Below are 22,795 nucleotides of genomic sequence, written 5' to 3'. Positions count from 1 at the left end.
CCTTATAACGGTTGAATTAGTACTGCGATAAAATTAAGTAGTTAAAGCAAAAGTTGTCTTGCTACGTTGTCTCACCTTGTCGTACTCAATATACTGCCTGCGGCTTCAACAGCTTGCCATACAACTTTTACACGACAATGATTACAATGAATGTTCAATGAACGAGTGTGCCTTAACTACACGGTCGATGTCTTTGAGTACGGTCAGCATTTCTTTCATTCGTGCGATCGGCATCACATTAGGGCCGTCCGATTTTGCTTCGGCAGGATTCGGATGTGTTTCCATAAACACACCCGCCACACCAGAAGCAATTGCTGCACGCGCCAACACGGGTACAAATTCACGTTGCCCACCCGATTTATCACCCAAGCCGCCTGGCTGTTGTACCGAATGCGTAGCGTCAAACACTACAGGGCAGTTGGTTTCACGCATGATGGCTAGGCCACGCATATCGCTAACCAAAGTGTTATAGCCAAATGATGTACCACGATCACAAACCATAATATTGTCGATCCCACCATTGGCTTCTTTGGCTTTTTCAACAACATTTTTCATATCCCAAGGCGCCATAAACTGGCCTTTTTTGATATTGACTGGCTTGCCAGTGGCGCAGACCGCATGAATAAAATCAGTTTGGCGCGCTAAAAATGCGGGCGTTTGCAGAACATCAACAACTTGGGCTGCAATTGCAGCTTCAGCCTCGGTATGAATATCTGTCAAAACAGGAACGCCCAATTGGCGGCGTACTTCGTCCAGAATTTTTAAGCCTTTATCAATCCCTAAGCCACGAAATGATTTACCAGAGGAGCGATTGGCTTTGTCAAAACTAGATTTATAGATGAACGGAATACTAAGTTCAGCCGTTATTTCTTTTAGCAGACCAGCAGTATCAATTGCTAATTGCTCACTTTCAATTACACACGGGCCAGCGATGAGGAAAAAGGGCTGATCAATGCCAACTTCAAAACCACATAACTTCACACCATTCCCCTTGTACGTATATGAATATAGAGATCAATGAGTATGGGCTGCAAGCCCATACTCATTGCATTAGCAGCTTAAACCTTCGCGATCATGCTCTTTAGCGTAGGCAATGGCTTCTTGAATATAAGAAATAAACAGTGGGTGCCCATCACGCGGCGTAGAAGTAAACTCTGGATGGAACTGGCAAGCAAAGAACCAACGATGTCCTGGTAATTCAATCGTTTCAACTAGCGCTTCCGCACCCATTGATTTTCCGCTAATTTTTAAGCCTGCAGCTTGCAATCGATCCAAATAGTAATTATTCACCTCGTAACGATGACGATGACGCTCGGTGGCAGATTCGCCGCCATAAATTTTCGCAGCCAATGAGCCGGCTTCCAAGCGACACTCTTGTGCACCAAGGCGCATTGTGCCGCCCATGTCTGAATTCTCATCACGCTTTTCGACTTTGCCGTCGTGATTAACCCATTCGTCAATCAGCGCAACGACCGGATAATCCGTATCCAAGTCAAACTCGGTCGAGTTTGCGCCCGGCATATTGGCCATGTCGCGAGCGAATTCAATCAGCGCAATTTGCATGCCCAAGCAAATCCCCATGTAAGGGATGTTGTTTTCACGGGCAAAGCGTACTGCAACGATTTTGCCCTCAACACCGCGTTTACCAAACCCACCCGGGACCAAAATCGCATCCATATCACGCAGGCACTCAGCGCCTTCGGTCTCTAATGACTCCGAATCTACAAAGTGAATTTTCACTTCTGAGCGCGTATGGATACCCGCATGACGCAAAGCTTCGATTAATGACTTGTATGACTCAGTCAAGTCAACGTACTTACCGACCATTGCAATGTTGACTGTTTGCTGAGGATTTTGTGATGCTTCAACAATCTTATCCCACACAGATAAGTCAGCTTTTGGCAAATCTAAAGCAAATTGTTTACAGATAATATCGTCAATGCCTTGCTCAGACAGCACTCGTGGAATCTTGTAAATTGAATCCAAGTCTGGGCATGAAATGACCGCCTGCTCAGCGACATTGGTAAACAATGCAATTTTGCGGCGCTCTTCATCAGGAACAACGCGATCCCCACGACAAATCAGTACGTCGGGCATGATGCCGATTTGACGCAACTCTTTAACACTGTGTTGAGTTGGCTTGGTTTTAATTTCACCAGCCGCCGCAATATATGGCACGTAAGATAAATGAACAAAGCAAGTTCTTTCACGGCCTAGCAACACACCCATCTGACGAATTGCCTCAAGAAAAGGCAGAGACTCAATATCACCCACCGTGCCGCCTACTTCGATCACGGCGATATCTGCATCGCCACCACCTAAGGCAATGAAATTACGGATTTCATCAGTGATATGAGGAATAACTTGAACAGTCTTGCCAAGATACTCTCCACGACGTTCTTTTTTGATCACAGAATCGTAGATTTGGCCAGTAGTGAAGTTATTGCACTTCTTCATTTTGGCGGTAATGAAGCGCTCATAGTGACCCAAGTCTAGGTCAGTTTCTGCACCGTCTTCAGTAACAAAAACCTCGCCATGCTGCATTGGGCTCATGGTACCTGGATCCACGTTAATGTATGGATCCAGCTTCATCATAGTGACTTTAAGACCGCGTGATTCTAAAATCGACGCGAGAGACGCAGCTGCGATGCCCTTGCCTAAGGAAGAAACAACGCCGCCAGTTACGAATATATACTTGGTCATGTTAGTGCGCACAAGTTTGAATCCCCTATTCTACCTGAACAACAGCGCATCCTCAATTCTGGACAGCAACAAAAAACTATGTCTCGGATACAAACACCCTACTTCCGACCATAACTGGGGCCGGGCTCATCACCAGAGGCTGCCAGCAAGATACGATCCAAACACCTTGATGGCAAAAGTCTTTTTAGACACCAAAATACTTTGGTAGGTGTTGTGACACGATAGCGTATCTTTGGCTTTTTTGCTGTAAGCGCTTTTTTCACAACATCCAATACGGCGGACTCTGGCAAGGTAAACGGGGCTGCAGGCCCTGCCTTTTCAAGTCGCTGCTGCATTTTTTGATATGATTTTGTGTGGAAGCTATTTCCAATATCGATCCATCGATAGAATTGCTTAGCAGCATTTGCCCGAAACTGACTTGTAATTGGACCTGGTTCAATTAAGCAGGCGTCAATTTTTGTGCCATACAATTCTTGCCGCAACGTATCAACAAAGCCCTCCAGCGCAAATTTACTTGCATTGTATGCGCCTCGATAAGGCATTGCCGCAAACCCAAGGACTGAGCTATTGAACAAAATCGTACCATATCCTTGTAAACGCATCGCAGGCAGCACTGCATTAGTTAACTCAATAGCACCAAATACATTAGTTTCAAACTGATGCCGCATAGCGTCTCGACTCAAGTCCTCAACCGCACCAGGCACACCGAACCCCGCATTATTAAAGAGTGCATCAATTCTTCCGTCTGTCCGCGCCAAAACTTCGGCAACGCATGACTTAATAGAGTTCGAGTCAGCAACATCTAATTGCAAGGCCTCAAACCCCTGCGTCATCAACTCGCTTACTGATTTTTCATCCCTAGCTGTTGCAAAAACTCGCCAACCGATCTCACGCAATCCATTCGCAACACAAAAACCAATCCCACTTGAGCACCCGCTCACCACCACAATAGGTAAATACCCTAAATTTTGTCTCAAAATAGTCATTTTTCACCATTTATCAATAACACTTACTTACGCGAATATAATCCTAGTGCTAGTATCTTCGACAACATAAATACAGCTAACCTGAATTAGCGCACAAATATTCATTATCTCATTAGGAATACAAACAGCATGGCAAAAGTTGCATTAGTAACAGGTGGTATGGGTGGTATTGGAACGGCAATTTGCCGCAAACTTGCAGACGATGGCTTTCATGTTGTGACGACTTACTCAAAACCAGGCAAAGAATTAGCTTGGCTAGAAGACAATAAAGCAGCAGGCTATAGCTTTCACGCCTATGAATGTGACGTAACTGACTTTGATGCATGCATCGCCTTGGCAGATAAAATTTCTAGCGAAGTTGGCCATGTTGACGTCTTGGTTAATAACGCCGGAATTACCCGTGACGCCTCCTTCAAAAAACTAAGCAAAACAGACTGGGATGTCGTTATTGGCACCAACCTAAACTCGGTGTTTAATGTTTCAAAACAATTTGTCGACGGCATGGCCGATCGTGGCTGGGGGCGTGTAATTAACATCTCTTCAATCAACGGCCAAAAAGGTCAATTTGGTCAAACCAATTATTCTGCGGCAAAAGCAGGCATGCACGGCTTTAGCATGGCGTTAGCTCAAGAAGTGGCAAAAAAAGGCGTCACTGTGAACACGGTATCACCTGGTTATATTGCTACTGATATGGTGATGGCAGTCCCAGAAGACGTACGTAACAAAATCATTTCTCACATCCCAGTGGCTCGTTTAGGCAAGCCTGAAGAAATCGCAGGATTGATCAGCTACTTAGCGTCTGACCTGGCCGGGTTTATGACTGGTGCAAACCTTGCAATTAATGGGGGCCAACATACCTGCTAGCAAACAAATTACCCCCCAAAAAAACCGACCTTTTGGTCGGTTTTTTATTTTTTAGTCGCAAATCTCGGCAACAACAACAATACAAAACACAAACTACAAACTATGTGCATTATTACAAGCAATTAAGTCTTAGCCAGCTTCGTCTAAGCTGCTAAACTACACTCCAAATTTTCATTCGTACTCAATTCGCATACAATTTAATCACCTCAAAAACATTGCCAAATACATTTGGAGCAAGCTGCATGCACAACACCACGAAAACCATATGTTCAATATCAGCAGGTATCTTTGTTTTATCGACAATGGCTGCATGCAACAAGGTTCCAGAAAAGAAAGTACGCCCGCCCGCACCGGTTACTGTTATTGAAGTTAAACCCGCCGACGTTCCTTTATCAAAAGAAATGATCGGCGAAACAGCGGGTTATCGTGATGTAGAAGTTCGCTCTCGTGTAAATGGCATTCTACTAAAGCGCACTTATGTTGAAGGTCAAAATGTCCAAGCCGGTCAAGTTTTATTTGAAATCGACCCAGAACCATATAAAGCAATTTTAGATCAAGCAAAAGGTGTTCTTTCCCAAGCAGCGTCGAATCTAGACAAAGCACGCGCTGATCGTGATCGAATCACACCACTATTCAAAGAAAATGCAGTCAGCCGAAAAGATTTTGACGATGCAAATGCCGCATTTAATTCTGCAGTTGCAAGTCATACCTCAGCGCAAGCCAGCTTAAGGCAGGCAGAACTCAATCTCGAATACACTAAAGTCACTGCGCCGATTTCTGGCACCACCAGCAAACTGGCACAATCTGAAGGCAGTTTAATCTCAGCCTCCGGAGAATCAGGCAAATTAACAACGATTTCTCAATACAATCCACTTTACGTTAATTTTTCTTATTCAGAACAAGACAAACAAGAGCTTGACTCAGCGAAACGCAGCGGTGGCATCACTCTTAATCACCCAAGCAAATTTACTGCGCAGCTCCGACTTGCTGATGGCAGTCAATATTCGGAAATCGGTCAAGTTAACTTTTCGGATAACCGAGTAGATCCAAACACCGGCACCATCCGTGCCCGCGCCATCTTTAAAAATGAAGATGGTCAATTATTGCCAGGTCAATTTGTACGTGTAACTTTAGACATCGGCACTTTGAAAAATGCGATCTCAATTCCGGCGAGAGCCGTAGTTCAATCACAGGCAGACTTTATTGTAATGACCGTTGATAAAGACAATAAAGTGGTACCCAAACCCGTTACCATTCGCCCGAGCGAAAATGGGCAAGTTATTGTGAAAACAGGCTTGAATGCTGGTGACAAAGTCATCACCGAAGGGCAAATGAAAGCACCTCCGGGCTCAACTGTAAAACCAATCATTGCTAGCGCTCCTGCAGCAAGCAAATAAGCAGGAGCCTCTATGTTTTCTAAATTCTTTATTGAACGCCCAATTTTTGCCAGCGTTATCTCTATTGTTATTGTTATTTTAGGTTTGGTAGGGATGAAATCCCTTCCGGTCGAGCAATATCCTGGCATTACTCCGCCCGTTGTATCGGTTACCGCATTTTTCCCTGGCGCAACCCCTGAAGTTATCGCTCAAACGGTAGCGGCACCACTCGAACAGCAGATCAATGGCGTTGAACACATGCTCTATGTTCAGTCAGGATCTGCCTCGAATGGCCAAATGAGCCTGAACGTCTACTTTGCAATCGGCACCGACCCTGACCAAGCAACAATTAACGTAAACAATCGCGTTTCTGCTGCCATGGCGCAGCTACCGGAAGAAGTAAAACGCCAAGGCGTTACGGTTAAAAAGAAATCGACATCTATCCTAAACGTGATTGCTATCAACTCCCCCAATGGACGATATGACACAACGTTTTTGTCGAACTACGCCCTACTCAATATTGTTGATGAGCTTAAACGCATTCCCGGCGTAGGTGATTTAACAATGTTTGGCGGTACGGATTACGCAATGCGTGTTTGGCTGCGTCCCGACCGAGTTGCTCAACTAGGCCTCACGCCAACAGATGTTATCAATGCTATTCGTGAGCAAAATGCGCAATTCTCAGCCGGTAAAATAGGTGCCCAACCTACAACCGAAGCCATTGACTTTACGTATACCGTTAATGCCCAAGGACGCCTTAAATCAGTTGAAGAATTTAACGAAATCATCGTTCGCTCCACACCAGAAGGCGCAAAAATTCGCCTGAAAGACGTTGCTCGCGTTGAAATCGGTGGTAAAGACTACGACCTAAAAGCCAAAATCAACGGCAAATCAGCTGTTGCAATGGGTATTTACTTGCAACCTGGTGCTAATGCGATTGGTGTTGCGGATGCAATTACTGCAAAAATGGAAGAACTCAAAACGCGCTTCCCGCAAGATATTGAGTACTCGATCCCTTACGACACGACCACCTTTGTTAAGATTTCCATCGAGGAAGTCGTCCACACACTGCTTGAAGCCATTGTTTTAGTATTCTTAGTTGTTTATTTGTTCTTACAAAACTTTAGAGCGACACTGATTCCTTGTATCGCCGTACCTATTTCATTGATTGGTACGTTTGCCGGTATGTTGGCGTTTGGCTTTTCTATCAATCTACTCACCTTGTTCGGACTAGTGTTAGCGATTGGTATCGTCGTTGACGATGCAATTGTTGTGCTCGAAAACGTCGAGCGCATTATGAGTGAAACTAAATGCTCAGCCAAAGAAGCCGCCATTAAGGCGATGGAAGAAGTGTCAGGCCCTGTCGTCGCGATTGTATTAGTGCTCTGCGCCGTATTCTTACCCGTAGCATTTATGGGCGGCATGACCGGCGTGATGTATCAGCAATTTGCGGTCACCATTGCCATTTCCGTCATTATTTCCGGTATTGTTGCACTCACTTTAACCCCCGCCCTATGCGCCATTTTATTAAAACCTGGTCATCATGAACCGAACCGTTTTTTCAAGGCATTTAACAATGGCTTCGAAAAACTCACAAATGGTTACGTTGGTGGCGTTGCCTTCCTAAACCGTCGAGTTGGCATTGCTTTCATGATTTTTGGTGCCATTTTAGTTGCTATGGTTGTGCTGCTAAAACACGTACCCACAGCACTCGTGCCCGATGAAGATCAAGGTTATCTATTAAGTGCAGTAATGCTACCTGATGCGGCCTCTCTAAATCGTACAGAGGCGACTAGTGCACAGTTTGATAAAATGTTGATGTCCAATAAGAACGTAGAAAATGTAGTCTCGTTCACGGGCTTTGATCTTTTATCTGGCGCGGTCATTAGTAATAGCGGCATTTCTTTTGTGACGCTCAAAGACTGGAAAGAGCGTCAAGGCAAGGGTGATAGCTCTTATGATCTAGCTGGCACTTTCCAAGGCATGGCCTTCATGGGACTTAAAGATGGCTTTGCTGCCACCTTCAACCCCCCTCCAATTAGCGGCATGTCAACCACTGGCGGCATCGAAGGCTATTACCAAAATCGAGGCACGGGCAATACGGCAGAATTCTCAAAGGCAGTGAATGCTTTTGTTGAAGAAGCCAAAAAACGTCCAGAATTTGCCAGTGTTTCGACGACATTCCGCGCGAATATTCCGCAAATTTACTTAGATCTGGATCGAGAAAAAGCAAAAGCGCTAGGTGTGAATATCAACCAAGTGTTTGACGCCATGTCCGCCACATTCGGGCAAGTCTATGTCAATGACTTTAATCAGTTTGGCCGCACTTACCGAGTTCAATTGCAGTCAGAGGCAGATTATCGCGCCAACCCTGAAGACATTCGCAATGTCTATGTTCGATCAGCAAATGGCACGATGATCCCGCTAACGAGCTTAGTAACTGTAAAAAACTCGGTTGGTCCGGAATTGGTTGAGCGCTTTAACGTGTTCCAAGCAGCCAAAATCATGGCGACACCTGCCAATGGTGTGAGTTCCGGCCAAGCTATTCAAGCACTTGAAGAAGTGGAAGCAGAAATGGGCCTAAAAGACTACAAGCTTCAATGGACGGGCTCTGCCTTCCAAGAGAAAGAAGCTGGTGGCGCTGCTGCCATGGCGTTCTTGATGGGTATTTTGATGGTGTTCTTGATTTTGGCTGCACAGTACGAGCGCTGGAGTCTACCGTTTGCAGTCATTACCGCGGTACCCTTTGCGTTGTTTGGTGCATTGCTAGCTGTGTTCCTCACTGGTCTCACCAACAATGTCTACTTCCAAGTGGGATTGATTACCTTGGTGGGTCTTGCTGCCAAAAATGCCATTTTGATTGTTGAGTTTGCAATCATGAAGTACGAAGAAGGTGAAACACTACTTGATGCCGCATTAGAAGCTGCACGTTTACGCTTCCGCCCTATCGTAATGACCTCACTTGCGTTTATTTTGGGTTGCTTGCCGCTTGTCTTATCCAGCGGAGCAGGCTCAGGCAGTCGCTTTGCACTGGGAGTGCCAGTTATTGGCGGGATGTTAGCAGCAACCTTTATTGCCATTTTCTTTATCCCACTCTTCTTCCGACTCATCATGAAAATGTCTGAGAAAAAAGTTGAAACAGTAAATACTCAAGGAGAGAACCATGCTTAAGACCGTTCTTTCACTCAGTGTTGCGCTCATATTTACTGGCTGCGCTTTTACGCCAGATAATATTTTACCAACAACACAACTACCCGTGGCTGAAGCCAAAGTCAGTATCCAAAAAGATTGGTGGAAATATTTCAATGATCCGGTACTGAACCAATTGATTGAAGCCGCGCTAGAAAACAATCAAAACCTCGCCTTTGTAACAGCAAAAGTAGATGAATCACGTGCCAAGCTAGGGATTACCTCATCTGAGGCTCTGCCCAGAATTGATCTGACGGGAGGCGCACGCCGCGCTGAAGTGTCAAAAAACCAAACAGGTAAAGACTCGCAAATCAGTAGTGACTACAAATTAGCAGCACAAGCCTCATGGGAATTAGATCTATGGGGACGTGTTCGCAACTCAACTGCAGCAGCCAAGCAAGATTTAATGGCTGTGGAATATAATCGCGACGCAGCTCAATTAGCACTCACAACCGAAGTTGCACAAGGCTACTTTAATTTGCGCGCACTTGATGCGCAGTTAGAAATCACTCAAAACACTGTTAAATCACGTAGTGAATCTAACGAACTTCAGCAGAAACGATTTCGGGGAGGTGTTACCTCTGAACTTGACGTTAAGCAGTCCGAAGTTGAGCTTGGTAACGCGCAAAGCAATATCCCTGACTTCCAAGAATCAATCGCACGGCAAGAAAGTGCTTTAAGCGTGCTTTTAGGGCAGTCCGCTCGTGTGATGATGACAGAGAATATTTCACGTGGTAAGTCAATTTCAGACTTACAAGTCAATACGACGATTCCAGCCCAACTTAGCTCGGAGCTCTTATTGCAAAGGCCCGACATTGCACAGGCCGAAGCCAACTTGCTGGCCTCGCGGGCTCGAATACAAGTTGCTCGAGCCGCCTACTTCCCACGAATTTCCCTTACTGGCTTACTTGGCGTGGAGAGTGGCAACCTGAATAATCTGTTTTCCGCCAACTCAAATATTTGGTCTTATGCTGGCGACTTGGCAATGCCTTTATTTAATAGTGGCCTAACAGCAGCTCAAGTAGACCAAGCCAAAGCACAAGAAAGGCAAGCGGTTGCTCAGTATCAAGAGGCCATTCAAAAAGCCTTTTCTGAAACAAGGTCAACCCTAATTGCAAATCAAACCGTTCAGAAAAAGATCGAATATGAATTGGTGCAAGTCAATGCGTTGAAAGTGCAACTCAGGTTGGCCACACTTCGTTACGACAATGGCTACTCGAGCTACTTAGAGGTTTTAGATGCGCAAAGGAGTTTATTTAATACACAGTTAAGCTTAGTTGCGGCACAAAGAAACCAACTCAAAGTACAAGTTGAGTTCATTAAAGCAATCGGTGGTGGTTGGGAAAAGCCAGCTCTTTAATCGGCATCCAATTTAGATTGGATCTGCTTAATTTTAAGGATTATTAAATATAAAAATAGCCCCAACCATGTTCGGGCTATTTTTATATAAACAACTTAAATTACGCAACTATTAGCACAACGCTAAAACAAAATTATTTCCAACTCGCCCTGAAGATAACTAAAAAAACTGAAGCACCTTTTATAATGACAATCTCCCTTTGCGTAATAAAAAGGATGCACTAGTCCTGCCCGCATCCCAAGTCATTAACTCTAAGCTATTAATAGCATCCATTTGATCAAGCCGATAAAACGTAGCAACTTCACCATCTTGATTGCAAGGTACAAAATCCTCAGGCAACGCTAAATCAAAGCAATATAAGATTTCATTGTGAGTGCCATCTGATTCATTACGCTGAATATGAATTGTTTCTACAAATTCAATGCGCTTGGCGACATCACGAGTAACGCCCGCTTCTTCTTTAAGCTCACGGATAGCACAATCCAGAACAAGCTCACCCATAGGTATACCGCCAGCGGCCATATTATCAAGTAAGTTGGGGTCAATACTCTTAGTGCTAGCCCGTCTTCCAAGACTAAGAGTGCCATCTGGGTAATATGCATTAATGTGAACTGCACGACTTAGAAATCCATAGCGGCGAAAGCTTGCACGTTCAAGCGAACAGAGTGAATTTGTGAAATCAAACTGTCCATGTTCATCTTCCGCATAAACGCCATAGCTTTCATTGCGCCACCCTCCAATTAATCCCTCCTGCTGGAGATAGCGTGCGGCCTGCTGTAACTCGTCTGCTATATCTTTACCTTGAAGCTCAACCTTTCCATCCTGCTTAATCCACCGCTCAGAAAAATGTAATAACTTAGCTGCAGTGCAACTTTCAAGCCAACCATATTGATGCCCGTTGATGAATAACGGAGTTAGCCCCTTAACCGAGAACTGAGGTTGGCTGGCAAGATAGTCTTCAATTTGAGTACGGGCCTGTAATTCAAGAGCCCGAAAAATGCTGGTTTTTTTCATATCGATCGTTATCTGTAGTTGAGCAGGATGCGCTACAATTCGCCGGTAAAATTTTGATTTGCGGAGAACACAATTATGAGCAAAATTCGCCAAGACGACCTCATCACTAGCATCGCCGATAGTTTGCAATACATTAGTTACTACCACCCTAAGGATTACATTCAAGCCTTGGGCAAAGCTTACGAGCTAGAAGAAAGCCCTGCAGCCAAAGATGCCATCGCACAAATTTTAACCAATAGCCGTATGTGCGCTGAAGGACATCGCCCCATTTGCCAAGACACTGGTATTGTAACGGTATTTGTGCGTGTGGGCATGGATGTACAGTGGGAAGCTGCAACGATGAGCGTTAGCGACATGATCAATGAAGGTGTTCGCCGTGCTTACTTGCACCCCGACAATAAATTACGTGCATCGATCTTGATGGATCCCGCGGGCGGTCGTAAGAACACCAAAGACAATACACCAGCAGTGATTCATTACGAAATCGTACCAGGCTGTACGGTCGATATCGATATCGCAGCCAAAGGCGGCGGCTCAGAAAATAAATCTAAATTTGTGATGCTGAATCCTTCCGATTCGATTGTCGATTGGGTTTTGAAAACGGTACCGTTGATGGGCGCTGGATGGTGTCCGCCAGGCATGTTGGGTATTGGCATTGGTGGAACCGCTGAAAAAGCGATGGTGATGGCTAAAGAAGCTTTGATGGAAGAAATCGACATTCATGAGCTGATCGCACGTGGCCCGCAAAATCGCGTCGAAGAGTTACGCGTTGAATTGTATGAGAAAGTGAATGCACTGGGTATTGGTGCGCAAGGTTTGGGTGGTTTAGCCACGGTGCTTGACGTAAAAATCAAAGATTACCCAACGCACGCAGCGAGCTTGCCAGTGGCGATGATTCCAAATTGTGCGGCAACGCGTCACGTACACTTTACTCTGGATGGCTCTGGTCCCGCGGAGTTGGAGGTGCCAAAACTAGAAGATTGGCCTGATGTGACGTGGACACCGTCAGCCGCTTCGGTTCGTGTTGATTTAAATACAGTCACGCCCGAAGAGGTTGCAAGCTGGACTCCGGGTCAAACCTTGCTATTGAACGGAAAAATGCTTACCGGCCGCGACGCTGCGCATAAGCGCATGGTCGAAATGCTCAATAATGGTGAAAAACTACCTGTCGATTTTAAAGGTCGCTTTATTTATTACGTAGGCCCAGTTGATCCAGTGCGTGATGAAATCGTAGGTCCAGCAGGGCCAACTACGGCGACACGCATGGATAAATTTACTGAGCAAGTGCTGGCCGAAACGGGTTTACTGGGTATGATTGGTAAGGCTGAGCGTGGCCCTGCTGGGTTAGATGCCATTAAAAAGCACAAATCCGTATATTTAATGGCAGTGGGGGGCGCAGCCTACCTAGTGTCAAAAGCCATTAAGGCGAGTCGTGTGGTAGGCTTTGAAGACTTAGGAATGGAAGCCATTTATGAATTTGATGTCGTGGATATGCCGGTAACCGTAGCGGTAGACTCAAACGGTACCTCAGTTCATGCGATTGCTCCAAAAGAGTGGCAAGCCAAAATTGGCAAAATCCCAGTCACTAGCGTTTAGGCAGCCAAAGCGGATTGGCATTGCTAATTTAAGTTGATCCGGCATTCGCTTGCCATGAGGAGTGTGCTTCGGTATGATTCGACCTCCTCATGCGGAGAGATGGATGAGTGGCTTAAGTCGCACGCCTGGAAAGCGTGTATAGGTTAATAGCCTATCGGGGGTTCGAATCCCCCTCTCTCCGCCACGAATTTACACTAAAGCCCTGACTATTCAGGGCTTTTTTGTTTTCTAACTTCATTGGTATGCCATTTTGATTTGGCTGTCAGGACAGGTCAAAAGTTAGACATGCTAGGCGGTGTTAACTCGGCAGGTTGATGTGGCCCCTCAGCCAGCCAGTCAAGCAAGACTTGCGATGCCATCGGCTTAGCAATCAAGTACCCCTGAACTTCATCACACCCCATTACAGCTAGTGCTTGCCAAATCCCGATGGTTTCTACCCCCTCTGCAACGACCTTCAAGCCCAAAATATGACCAATCTCAATCATCGATCGAACGATAGAAACACTCTCAAATGTACTATTCATTGACATCACAAAAACCTGATCGATCTTCAACTCATTCACGGGCATCTTTGCAAGGTATGCAAATGAAGAGTATCCAGTGCCAAAATCATCAATCGATAATTTAACCCCTAATCGACGCAAACGAGCCAGATTTTGCAACATCGCATCGGGTTTATGCATCACACCAGTTTCAGTAATTTCTAAGCACAAATTTGCGGCAGAACCCGCCTTGCTCAACTGCTCCTCAACAAAATCTACAAATTGGGCATCCTCTACATCACTAACGCCCACATTCACTGATATCCGTAAATTGACATTTATTTTTTGCCATTCAACTTGCTGCCTTAAAACCTCACACAAGACCCATTCAGTAATTCCTCTAAGCTTCCCCGTTTTTTCCGCAAAAGGGATAAACAAACCAGGGGAGATCCACCCACGGCTCGGATGCTGCCAGCGCACCAACGCCTCGGCCGCCCCCACCAAACCAGTTGATACATTAATCTTAGGCTGATAATAAACAACCAAATGATTCTCGCTTAAAGCTTCGCGCAGATCACCCAGTAGCGTAAATTGGCTCAAGCGATTCTCTTCTCGACTAGGGTCATATAACACGGAGCTTTCCCGGTCACGCTTGGCAAAAAACATCGCCACTTCAGCATGCCTGAGCAACCCTTCTGCATCATCTGCGTGCAGGGGATAAATCGCAATACCAGAACGAATTGCCACATTCACTTTTTGCTCACCCAGCAATAGTGACTCAGATAAGGTAGCCTCAATAGATTCAATTTGCGCATACGTTTGCTGCTCATCACATGCACTCAAGAGTAAAACAAAAGAATTCCCTGAGATTCTACTTACAATTTTAAGCTGCTCTGGCTGCATTTGACTTAATCGATCCGACATCGTACAGAGCACCCGATCACCCGCATCAAAACCAAATGCATCATTAATGTAACGAAAATCAGCAAGATCAATCATGACAACCGCAAGCCATGGCGGCCCTTTGCTCAAACATACGGACAGCAACTCAGCAAACTTCACGCGATTGGGCAAACCGGTTAAACGATCCGAAAAAGCCAATTGCCGCATTAGGTGCTCACGAGCCGAAATGGCATCACCCATTGCATTAAAAGCTGAAGCAAGATTACCCAGCTCATCATGTCGGTGCATAGGCATTCGCACATCAAATTCACCAGCAGCAAATCGATGTACCGCAGATGAAAAACGCCTCAAGGGGGCCGTCATCTGACTAGCCAGCAACCACGAAACCACAACACCAAAAGCAAAAATAAACAAACCAAAGCAAAAAACGCGAAAACGGATTTCACTTTGCCGTGCTAGGACATCGGTCTTTGCGATATCTGCACCCAGTATGTAATAGCGTCCCGCACCATAAGCCACAGGCATAGCAATTGAACGAAAATCACCATATTGATCTTGAACGTCGCCAAAATAAGACTGCCCACTTTCAATTGCCAAGCGAACCAGTTGAAAACGATCGGAATAAGTTTGCAAATAATGTCCATATTGCTCTGCGCGGACTTCACTTGGCGCCTCACTACCTGCTAGGTAAACCACATCCTTCCCACGTTTATTTAAAACATACAAATGCTCAACGCCAATTTTCTTCGCATATTGATTGAGCAAATTTAAATTTTTCAGGTACTCACTCGGCTCTACACCCTTGCCTTGCAATGCATTAGCGATATATTTTTCTGGTAAAACAAAAGGAATCGCTCGTGCAGCCGTATGCAGACGGCCATCGAGCTCAGACATCAACGCGCCATTTAGTAAAAAATACAAGCCCATAGACAATGATGCTGACACCAACAAATTAAGCACGCAGAGCACAACAAGAACCTTAGTCCTTGCTCCTTGAAATTTGCTAGTGAGTTGCTGAAACAGATGCAATGTAACCTCCTTTGAAGTCAAAAGCGCCGATGCAATTCATTCATAGTCTGAATTGCTGCACTGCGCCAAGAAAGAATTTACATTGCGAGAACAAAGAAACAAAGGTCAGGCATTCAAAAAGCCCACGTCAAGACCGAAAACTACTTTCAAACCAACCGTATCCAGTAGCGCAGCTTGAACAGACAAATCAAACACCATTAATTCATCACGACGGAAGGCATGAATTCTCACCTTTTCACCAAGCTGCGCTGAACTTAAAAACTGCTCTAAATTTGCGATCGTTAATCGCAAGCCATTCCATGCAAACAACACATCGCCCGCAGAAAGCCCTGCTAGTTGTGCAGCGCCATCGGTAAATACCTGCGTTAACTTAACGCCCCCCGTTTCTGCTGCTGTTTTGCCCCCCAAGCTAGGCGCATTATGCTTAGGCGCTTCTTGCCAACCACCTTTATCAGCACTCGACACAGCAACACGCTGCTGCCACTCAACCCCCACATCGGCCAGCAGCTCACGCAACGGTAACTCAGTAGTCGTTCGCAAACCCAAATTAAACAAACTTGACAAATCAACACCCGTGGTTTGTTGCGCGACACATTCCCACTCTTCTTCGGTCACGCCTTGCTCATTTTGTTCAAAACACACACCAAAACGCTGCCACAGTGCGCGCATCACGTCATCCAGCGATTTCGCTCCTAAAGTCTTCTGTCTAATTGTCAAATCTAAGCACAACGCAAACAACGCACCTTTGGTGTAGTAACTCACTAATGCATTCGGGCTATTTTCATCCTGTCGATAGTATTTCACCCATGCATCAAAGCTTGCATCTTCAAGGTTTTGAACAAGACGTCCCTGCCCGCGCTCAACATTCGTGATTGATTGCGACAATAAATCTAAATAAGTTTGCTGAGTGATTAAACCCGTTCGCACCAAGGTTAAATCATCGTAATACGAAGTAATACCTTCAAATGCCCAAAGCAAGCGAGAATAACTCTCTTGCTGCAAATCATAGGGCGCGTAAGCCGCTGGTTTAATACGTTTCACATTCCAACTGTGAAAGTACTCATGACTACACAAACCTAAAAACTGTAAATACCCTGGCTTTATTTCCGTTTCATGCGCCAAAGGCAAATCATTGCGTTTGCAAATCAATGCCGTTGATGAACGATGCTCCAAACCACCGTATCCATCACCAACCGCCAACGTGAGAAATACATATTCTTTGAATGGTGCAGGTGTACCAAAAAATTGGATTTGATACTCACAAATCCGTTGAAGATCTCGCGCAAGGCGCGATAAATCTGCCTGATGGCGACCAGAAATCACCAATCGATGCGGTACGCCACAAGCTTGGAATGCGACTTCCGCAAAGTCAGCCATCTCGACGGGATGATCAATTAACTCGTCATAATTTTTGGCCTGATACAATCCAAAAGCAGAGTCATCGACCTGAACCGCACCTAGCGTTGTCGCTAAACGCCACTTGATCTGCGCAGGGGCAATGATTTCAACACTGCAAGTATCCTGTTCTTGACCTTTAACAGCTAAAAATACACTGGTGCCATTAAAGAAACCACGTTCACTATCGAGATACGCACCTCGCACCGACAGATCATTGGCATAGACAATACAAGAAATCGTTAAAGGCGCTGAAACCGCCGCAGCTTGCCAACTTGCCTTATCCATTTTCCTTAATGCAACAGGCTCACCTTGAGACATAGCTTCAATAGATACAATATTTTTGGCAAACTCACGAATCAAATAACTACCGGGTATCCAGGTGGGCAAATACACCAACTGTCCATCTGGATTTGGTGATGAAATCGTTAAATCGATTAAGAAAAGATGTGCAGCCGAATCGTACGGAGAAATTTTGTAGTGAATAGTCATAAATCTTCAAGAATAAGTATTAAGTTGCCAGCCCAACCTGGTTTCGGCCTGCGGCTTTGGCTTGATAGAGAGCACGATCTGCGGCATCAATTAATTGCTGCGCAGTCTGACCATCTTGTAGTTGAGCGACACCAATACTCACAGTTGAATGAAACTCGCCAGAATCAGTGCTAATTTGCGTTAATTGAGAAAAACTTTGTCTAAGTTCATCTAACTTTTGAGCTGCACGCATCATCGTTTGATCAGACAAAATTACGGCAAACTCCTCGCCACCATAACGCCCAACTGAATTAGGTTTACCCATGCCACCGCGTAGCAAGCGAGACAAAGATTTAATTACCCGATCACCGACCATATGGCCATGTCGATCATTTATCAACTTGAAATGGTCAATATCAACCATGGCATAGGACAACTGTCGACACTCTTTATGCGCCCGAGCGACCTCTCGTGTTAACTCTTCAATGATATTGGTGTGATTTAAGAGCGCAGTTAAGCTATCCCGCGTCATCCAACGCCGTAACTGTCGATAACGCTCGGCAGTGATCGTAATCGAAGCCACTAGCTCTTCAGGCTCCATATTTTTCACGAGAAAATCATCACCACCCATGCTTCGCGCCATTAGCTGCTTACCGCGATGCGTTTCCGTTGAGAGAAACACGATAGGGATTGAATCGTACTGTTTATTTTGACGAATGATCTTGGCAATTTCATCACCCGAACATTCAGGCATATAAACATCCATCAAAATGATATCTGGCTTCATGCGCTCGATTAGCAAAATAACTTCAAGTGGATTTTGTATATGTTTGGAAAGCATTCCTGCGTCAGACAAAACACCACACGTCCAACGCGCCACAGCCTCAGAATCATCAACAATCAACACACGAAATGGATCGGGTCTTGCTTGCTCTTGCAAAGAATCCAAGCGATCAATCAATTGCTGAGGATTAAATGGCTTAGGCAAAAAATCAGTAACACCATTGCGCATCAAGTCGATTTGCTCAGCAATGCTATGGGCGTTAGAGAGAAAAATAACTGGCCCTTTTGATAATCTGCTAATCAGCGGCACACACTTTTTTGAATTTGCATCAGACAAGCCCAACTCATCAACAACCACCGCAAATGGCGGCTGCGTATGCATCGCCGCCAAAATTGCGCTATTGCGTGTAAAAACCTGACAATCAAACCCAAACAAACTCAGTTGCGACTGAATATCGTCAAAATGTTCGGCATTAGGGGCGACAAAGTACACCATTGGCATTGCAGATGAATTCATTAATATCTCTACAGTAAGTCAATTCAATCTAGATTCACACAGCATAGAGCTTAATGCCACTGAGTTAAAGGATTCAAAATGACTGGCAATCCTAAATACTAAAAAAGCCATCAAAAGATGGCTTTAAATTGCTCAGCAGCGCCGATTTCACACTCTACGCCAAGTTGTACCCTGTGCCGTATCTTCGAGCACAATACCAGCGGCAGTAAGTTCATCACGAACGCGGTCAGACTCTGCCCAGTTTTTCGCTGCGCGAGCTTCTTTACGGGTAATAATAGCCGCTTCGATCTTTTCGCTAGTCCATTCACTATCACTAGCACCAGCTTGCAAATACGTAGACGGATCACGCTGCAATAAACCCAACACTTTAGCCAAAGCCTTAAGTAGGCCAGCAGCTTGGACTCCTTCCGCTGTACCCGCATGTTTATTCGCGTGCAATGCCAACTCGAACAGAACGGCTACCGCTTCTGTGGTTGCAAAATCGTCGTCCATCGCCGCTTTAAAGCGCGCTGCGTGTGGCTCAGCCCAGTCGATTTGAACCTCTGCAGCGGGAACTGATTTCAGCGTTGTATAAAGACGGGTCAGTGCGTTTTTGGCGTCATCCAAATGCACATCACTGTAATTGAGTGGGCTACGGTAATGCGCACGCAAAATAAAGAAACGCAGCACTTCCGCATCGTACTTAGCCAACACTTCGCGAATGATGAAGAAGTTGCCAAGGCTTTTCGACATTTTTTCATTGTCGACATTGATAAACCCATTATGAAGCCAGTAATTCACATATTGATGGCCGTGCGCACCTTCGGATTGGGCAATCTCATTTTCGTGGTGCGGAAATTGCAAATCTTCACCGCCACCATGAATATCAAAGTGCTCGCCCAAATGATGGCAACTCATCGCAGAGCATTCGATATGCCAACCTGGGCGACCCGAACCCCACTTTGAATCCCATTTTACTTCTGCGGGCTCATCTTCTTTAGCGCTTTTCCACAAAACAAAATCAGCAGCATCCTGTTTATTTACATCAACTTCAACCCGCTCACCCGCACGCTGATCATCCAAATTCTTACGAGATAACTTGCCGTAGCCCTGAAATTTTCGCACTGAATAATACACATCGCCATTAGGCGCAGAATAGGCTAAACCGCGATCAAAAAGCTTAGCGATAATCTCTTGCATGCCACCAACATGATCCGTTGCGCGTGGCTCGTGATCAGGGCGGACAATACCAAGCGCAGCGAAATCCTCGTTCATTGCTGCGATAAATCGCTCAGTTAATGTACCGATAGACTCGCCATTTTCGGCGGCACGCTTAATGATTTTGTCGTCAATATCAGTGATATTGCGAACATAATTGACTTTGTAATTAGATTCACGAAACCAACGAGCGATCACATCAAACACCACCACCATGCGCGCATGCCCAATATGACAGTAGTCGTACACCGTCATCCCGCAGACATACATATTCACCACGCCTGGTGTGATGGGTTTAAATTCCTGCTTTTCGCGGGCGAGGGTATTGTACAAAGTGATCATAAAAAGCTCGTTTCAAAAAAATGTGATGATTTTAATTAAGCTACTAAAGAAAGTAGCTACACTGCAGCGCTCAGGCAACCCAATGATGCCATCGATCTACACGGGCGATATGGCGTAGATGGTTTGGCTACTTTAGTTATGGCCGCTTCGCGTTATTCCAAGTACTTGCGGCCACCATAGCCAGTAATACCCAACAGTAATCGTACCAAACCATAACACGCCCAAACGAGCCAACGCAAAGCAAAACCCGCATTTTTAATGTGCTCTGGCACGACTTGCGTTGCATCTTGCTGCAGATGCAAGCGAATATCGTAGCGCAATTGCTTGGCAAAAGACTCATCTTGCACCACCAAGTCTGCTTCGCGAGCAAGCAACAAACTAAATGGATCAATATTGCTCGACCCCACGGTAGCCCATTGCCCATCAATCACGGCGACTTTGGCGTGCATAAAGCCACTTTTATACTGAAAGATGTCAATGCCGGCGTCAAGAAACTGACGATAAAATGCCCAGCTGGCATATTGCAGCAAGGCATGATCACGCTCATCTTGCAGCAACAAAACCACATTGACCCCGCGCTTGGCGGCCTTTATCAAAGCCTGCCGCATACGTCGTCCGGGCAAGAAATAAGCATTCGCAATCAAAACTTCACTACTCGCAGCTTGAATCGCATCAATATAAGACTTCTCAATAGTGCGCCGATTGCGGGCATTGTCCCTGACTAGCAAACGCGCCAATGAGTCTCCCACCACAGGTGGTTGTACGCGTAAAAATGACTTAAACAACTGTTTTTTAAGCTGCACCCACGAGGTATAACGCCACTGCCTTGCCAATGCCTGCTGAATATCAGAAACAACGGGGCCTTCAACCTGAACGGCATAGTCATAGCGCGGAGCAAGACCTTCACCGTCATCATCAGACAAAATATTGATGCCACCAACAAAGGCTACGCGCCCGTCAAAGCACGATAATTTGCGATGCAAACGACGAAGTCGCGTCTTTTTGACAGAAAACGGGCTAACTTCAGGGCGAAAAAATAAAAAATATACGCCAGCCGTCTGTAGGCGCTGCCGTAAATCAGCAGGGAAGTTTTTAGCGCCAAAACCATCAATTAACAAACCGACATTCACACCGCGCTGGGCTGCATGCATTAAAGCGTTCGCGATATTTAAACCCACTTCATCGGCTTCGAAAATATAGGTTTCCAAGCGTATTTCAAACTGTGCCGTCTCAATCGCAAACAAAAGTGCAGGAAAAAATTCAGCCCCATTGCGAAGCAAGGTCAATTTATTGCCCGTTCGCCAGCCAGAATGAACCATCACTTTTTATGCACCCCTGACAAATCTCGAGCCATCGTGGCATACAGCGGCGCGTGATCAGACAGACTACGCCATGGCGCGCCCATCAAAACTTCGGCAGTCTGAATTTCAAAACCGCGCGTATAGATTCGGTCCAGAGAGAAAAACGGCATCCGCGCCGGAAAGCTGCGAGCGTGAGTGCCATGCAACGCTTGAAAAGCCTCGTTCATGCCGAGTTCGCCCTGCAAAATGGCACTCACTTCACCACGCCAATCGTTAAAATCCCCCGCCAGCACCAGCGGCTCATCCACAGGAACTTGCTCGCCAATCGCCTTGACCATCAGTTGCAACTGCTTACGACGATCACTGGCACGCAAATTCAAATGAACGCAAAACGCATGCAAAGGCTGCTGCCAAGATGGCAAATCCAATTGGCAATACAATAAGCCACGTTGCTCAAAACGATGCAGCGTTAAGTCATGATTGCTTCGGTGCAAAATAGGGAACCGCGACAACAGCGCATTACCATGGTGACCCAATTGATAATGCGCATTACTGCCATAAGCCGAAAACAACACGTCGCCCGCCAAATACTCATGCTGCGCGTCACTGGGCCATGTCGGGATTTTTTTAGCCAAGCTATGATGCGCTCCCTGCACTTCTTGCAGGAAAACCAAATCAGGATCGAGCGTTTTTAAAGCTTGCCGTACACCATGCAAGACAAAATTTTGATTCAGTGGCGACATGCCTTTATGGATATTGTACGAGGCAATTTTAAGAATTTGACTCATTCTTTGCCTCCCAGCAAGCCAACAAAATACATCAATGTATATACACGCAGCCATTTCTAGACAATAGCTAGGTGCACATACCCATTAAAAGCCACGCTCAATCAATTGAATCGATTGCTCTTTACTCGTAATTTTTGATATCAAGGAACAAAGTGCCGCATCCACTTGTGCCTGACCACACATAAACAAATCAATCGCGGCGTAACCATGCTCAGGCCAAGTGTGAATGCTGATGTGAGACTCCATCAAGAGCAGCACCCCCGTCACACCTTGCTGCTCACCAAAGTGATGAAAATGGGAATTGAGCACCGTCGCCCCAGCTGCCTGAGCTGCAAGCAATAAGCAATCAGCAATCCATTCAGGATTGGCCAATTGCTGCGCGTCACAGCCGTACAAATCGGCCAATACATGCTGCCCCTTGGGGGGAGAAATGGAAACATGCATTATTTATGACCGCCGCCAGAATAACTGCCGCCCGACGAATATCCACTTCCCCAGC

At 45.7% G+C, this 22,795-nt stretch carries 16 protein-coding genes and 1 tRNA gene; 6 read left to right on the top strand and 11 right to left on the bottom strand.

Annotation, left to right across the window (positions count from 1 at the left end):
* Positions 1–141 precede the first annotated feature (141 nt).
* The 3 genes from kdsA to K4H28_RS06255 form a co-directional block, all read right to left on the bottom strand.
* The gene (gene kdsA / locus K4H28_RS06265) at positions 142–981 is read right to left on the bottom strand and encodes a 3-deoxy-8-phosphooctulonate synthase (RefSeq protein WP_221007516.1); all 840 of its coding nucleotides are present in this window, start codon (positions 979–981) and stop codon (positions 142–144) included.
* Between the two features lie 69 nt (positions 982–1,050).
* Complete coding sequence (pyrG, locus tag K4H28_RS06260) at positions 1,051–2,703, bottom strand: CTP synthase (RefSeq protein ID WP_221007515.1); 1,653 nt, start codon at positions 2,701–2,703, stop codon at positions 1,051–1,053.
* A 98-nt stretch (positions 2,704–2,801) separates the two neighbouring features.
* Positions 2,802–3,689: an SDR family NAD(P)-dependent oxidoreductase gene (locus K4H28_RS06255; protein ID WP_221007514.1), complete on the bottom strand. Its 888-nt coding sequence runs from the start codon at positions 3,687–3,689 to the stop codon at positions 2,802–2,804.
* A gap of 129 nt (positions 3,690–3,818) precedes the next feature.
* On the opposite strand from K4H28_RS06255, the gene K4H28_RS06250 reads away from it, so the two are divergent.
* The 4 genes from K4H28_RS06250 (at position 3,819) to K4H28_RS06235 (ending at position 10,478) form a co-directional block, all read left to right on the top strand.
* A complete protein-coding gene (locus K4H28_RS06250) occupies positions 3,819–4,553 on the top strand; it encodes a beta-ketoacyl-ACP reductase (protein WP_221007513.1) in 735 nt (244 codons plus the stop codon).
* A 242-nt stretch (positions 4,554–4,795) separates the two neighbouring features.
* Positions 4,796–5,950 carry an efflux RND transporter periplasmic adaptor subunit gene (locus K4H28_RS06245; protein ID WP_221007512.1) on the top strand — a complete coding sequence of 385 codons (1,155 nt, stop codon included), beginning with the start codon at positions 4,796–4,798 and terminating at the stop codon, positions 5,948–5,950.
* A 12-nt stretch (positions 5,951–5,962) separates the two neighbouring features.
* Positions 5,963–9,100, top strand: coding sequence for an efflux RND transporter permease subunit (locus K4H28_RS06240; protein WP_221007511.1), 3,138 nt, complete (start codon positions 5,963–5,965; stop codon positions 9,098–9,100).
* Positions 9,093–10,478, top strand: coding sequence for an efflux transporter outer membrane subunit (locus tag K4H28_RS06235; protein ID WP_221007510.1), 1,386 nt, complete (start codon positions 9,093–9,095; stop codon positions 10,476–10,478). Before K4H28_RS06240 ends, K4H28_RS06235 begins: the two co-directional genes overlap by 8 nt.
* Positions 10,479–10,658: 180 nt before the next feature.
* Here K4H28_RS06235 and K4H28_RS06230 read toward each other — a convergent pair whose 3' ends face one another.
* Positions 10,659–11,492: an NUDIX hydrolase gene (locus K4H28_RS06230; RefSeq protein WP_221007509.1), complete on the bottom strand. Its 834-nt coding sequence runs from the start codon at positions 11,490–11,492 to the stop codon at positions 10,659–10,661.
* A 75-nt stretch (positions 11,493–11,567) separates the two neighbouring features.
* Here K4H28_RS06230 and K4H28_RS06225 point away from each other — a divergent pair, with 75 nt between their 5' ends.
* Both K4H28_RS06225 and K4H28_RS06220 read left to right on the top strand, forming a co-directional pair.
* Complete coding sequence (locus tag K4H28_RS06225; RefSeq protein ID WP_221007508.1) at positions 11,568–13,088, top strand: fumarate hydratase; 1,521 nt, start codon at positions 11,568–11,570, stop codon at positions 13,086–13,088.
* A 93-nt stretch (positions 13,089–13,181) separates the two neighbouring features.
* Positions 13,182–13,272 (top strand) — tRNA-Ser (locus tag K4H28_RS06220).
* Positions 13,273–13,360: 88 nt separating this feature from the next.
* On the opposite strand, the gene K4H28_RS06215 is transcribed toward K4H28_RS06220, so the two are convergent.
* The 7 genes from K4H28_RS06215 to speD form a co-directional block, all read right to left on the bottom strand.
* Positions 13,361–15,367 (bottom strand): putative bifunctional diguanylate cyclase/phosphodiesterase, encoded by a 2,007-nt coding sequence (locus tag K4H28_RS06215; RefSeq protein ID WP_221007507.1) that lies wholly within the window; start codon positions 15,365–15,367, stop codon positions 13,361–13,363.
* A gap of 240 nt (positions 15,368–15,607) precedes the next feature.
* Complete coding sequence (locus tag K4H28_RS06210; RefSeq protein WP_221007506.1) at positions 15,608–17,389, bottom strand: M61 family metallopeptidase; 1,782 nt, start codon at positions 17,387–17,389, stop codon at positions 15,608–15,610.
* Between the two features lie 19 nt (positions 17,390–17,408).
* Positions 17,409–18,668 carry a diguanylate cyclase gene (locus K4H28_RS06205; RefSeq protein ID WP_221007505.1) on the bottom strand — a complete coding sequence of 420 codons (1,260 nt, stop codon included), beginning with the start codon at positions 18,666–18,668 and terminating at the stop codon, positions 17,409–17,411.
* Between the two features lie 147 nt (positions 18,669–18,815).
* Positions 18,816–20,207 carry a cysteine--tRNA ligase gene (gene cysS, locus K4H28_RS06200; protein ID WP_221007504.1) on the bottom strand — a complete coding sequence of 464 codons (1,392 nt, stop codon included), beginning with the start codon at positions 20,205–20,207 and terminating at the stop codon, positions 18,816–18,818.
* 152 nt (positions 20,208–20,359) lie between these two features.
* Positions 20,360–21,526, bottom strand: a complete 1,167-nt coding sequence (gene clsB, locus K4H28_RS06195; RefSeq protein WP_255573670.1) for a cardiolipin synthase ClsB — start codon at positions 21,524–21,526, stop codon at positions 20,360–20,362.
* Complete coding sequence (locus K4H28_RS06190; protein ID WP_221007502.1) at positions 21,526–22,296, bottom strand: endonuclease/exonuclease/phosphatase family protein; 771 nt, start codon at positions 22,294–22,296, stop codon at positions 21,526–21,528. Before K4H28_RS06190 ends, clsB begins: the two co-directional genes overlap by 1 nt.
* 84 nt (positions 22,297–22,380) lie before the next feature.
* Positions 22,381–22,740 carry an adenosylmethionine decarboxylase gene (speD, locus tag K4H28_RS06185; RefSeq protein WP_221007501.1) on the bottom strand — a complete coding sequence of 120 codons (360 nt, stop codon included), beginning with the start codon at positions 22,738–22,740 and terminating at the stop codon, positions 22,381–22,383.
* Positions 22,741–22,795: the final 55 nt, after the last annotated feature.

The organism is Deefgea tanakiae (assembly GCF_019665765.1).
In the GTDB taxonomy this organism is placed as follows: Bacteria; Pseudomonadota; Gammaproteobacteria; order Burkholderiales; family Chitinibacteraceae; genus Deefgea; species Deefgea tanakiae.
The sequence above is the reverse complement of the archived record's forward strand: the minus strand, read 5'-3'. Positions and strand labels throughout refer to the sequence as shown.

Coding starts and splice junctions, on each gene's coding strand:
- pyrG (WP_221007515.1), bottom strand. CDS start 2,703: ATGACCAAGTATATATTCGTAACTGGCGGCGTTGTTTCTTCCTTAGGC.
- K4H28_RS06255 (WP_221007514.1), bottom strand. CDS start 3,689: ATGACTATTTTGAGACAAAATTTAGGGTATTTACCTATTGTGGTGGTG.
- K4H28_RS06250 (WP_221007513.1), top strand. CDS start 3,819: ATGGCAAAAGTTGCATTAGTAACAGGTGGTATGGGTGGTATTGGAACG.
- K4H28_RS06245 (WP_221007512.1), top strand. CDS start 4,796: ATGCACAACACCACGAAAACCATATGTTCAATATCAGCAGGTATCTTT.
- K4H28_RS06240 (WP_221007511.1), top strand. CDS start 5,963: ATGTTTTCTAAATTCTTTATTGAACGCCCAATTTTTGCCAGCGTTATC.
- K4H28_RS06235 (WP_221007510.1), top strand. CDS start 9,093: ATGCTTAAGACCGTTCTTTCACTCAGTGTTGCGCTCATATTTACTGGC.
- K4H28_RS06230 (WP_221007509.1), bottom strand. CDS start 11,492: ATGAAAAAAACCAGCATTTTTCGGGCTCTTGAATTACAGGCCCGTACT.
- K4H28_RS06225 (WP_221007508.1), top strand. CDS start 11,568: ATGAGCAAAATTCGCCAAGACGACCTCATCACTAGCATCGCCGATAGT.
- K4H28_RS06215 (WP_221007507.1), bottom strand. CDS start 15,367: ATGTCTGAGCTCGATGGCCGTCTGCATACGGCTGCACGAGCGATTCCT.
- K4H28_RS06210 (WP_221007506.1), bottom strand. CDS start 17,389: ATGACTATTCACTACAAAATTTCTCCGTACGATTCGGCTGCACATCTT.
- K4H28_RS06205 (WP_221007505.1), bottom strand. CDS start 18,668: ATGAATTCATCTGCAATGCCAATGGTGTACTTTGTCGCCCCTAATGCC.
- cysS (WP_221007504.1), bottom strand. CDS start 20,207: ATGATCACTTTGTACAATACCCTCGCCCGCGAAAAGCAGGAATTTAAA.
- clsB (WP_255573670.1), bottom strand. CDS start 21,526: ATGGTTCATTCTGGCTGGCGAACGGGCAATAAATTGACCTTGCTTCGC.
- K4H28_RS06190 (WP_221007502.1), bottom strand. CDS start 22,296: ATGAGTCAAATTCTTAAAATTGCCTCGTACAATATCCATAAAGGCATG.
- speD (WP_221007501.1), bottom strand. CDS start 22,740: ATGCATGTTTCCATTTCTCCCCCCAAGGGGCAGCATGTATTGGCCGAT.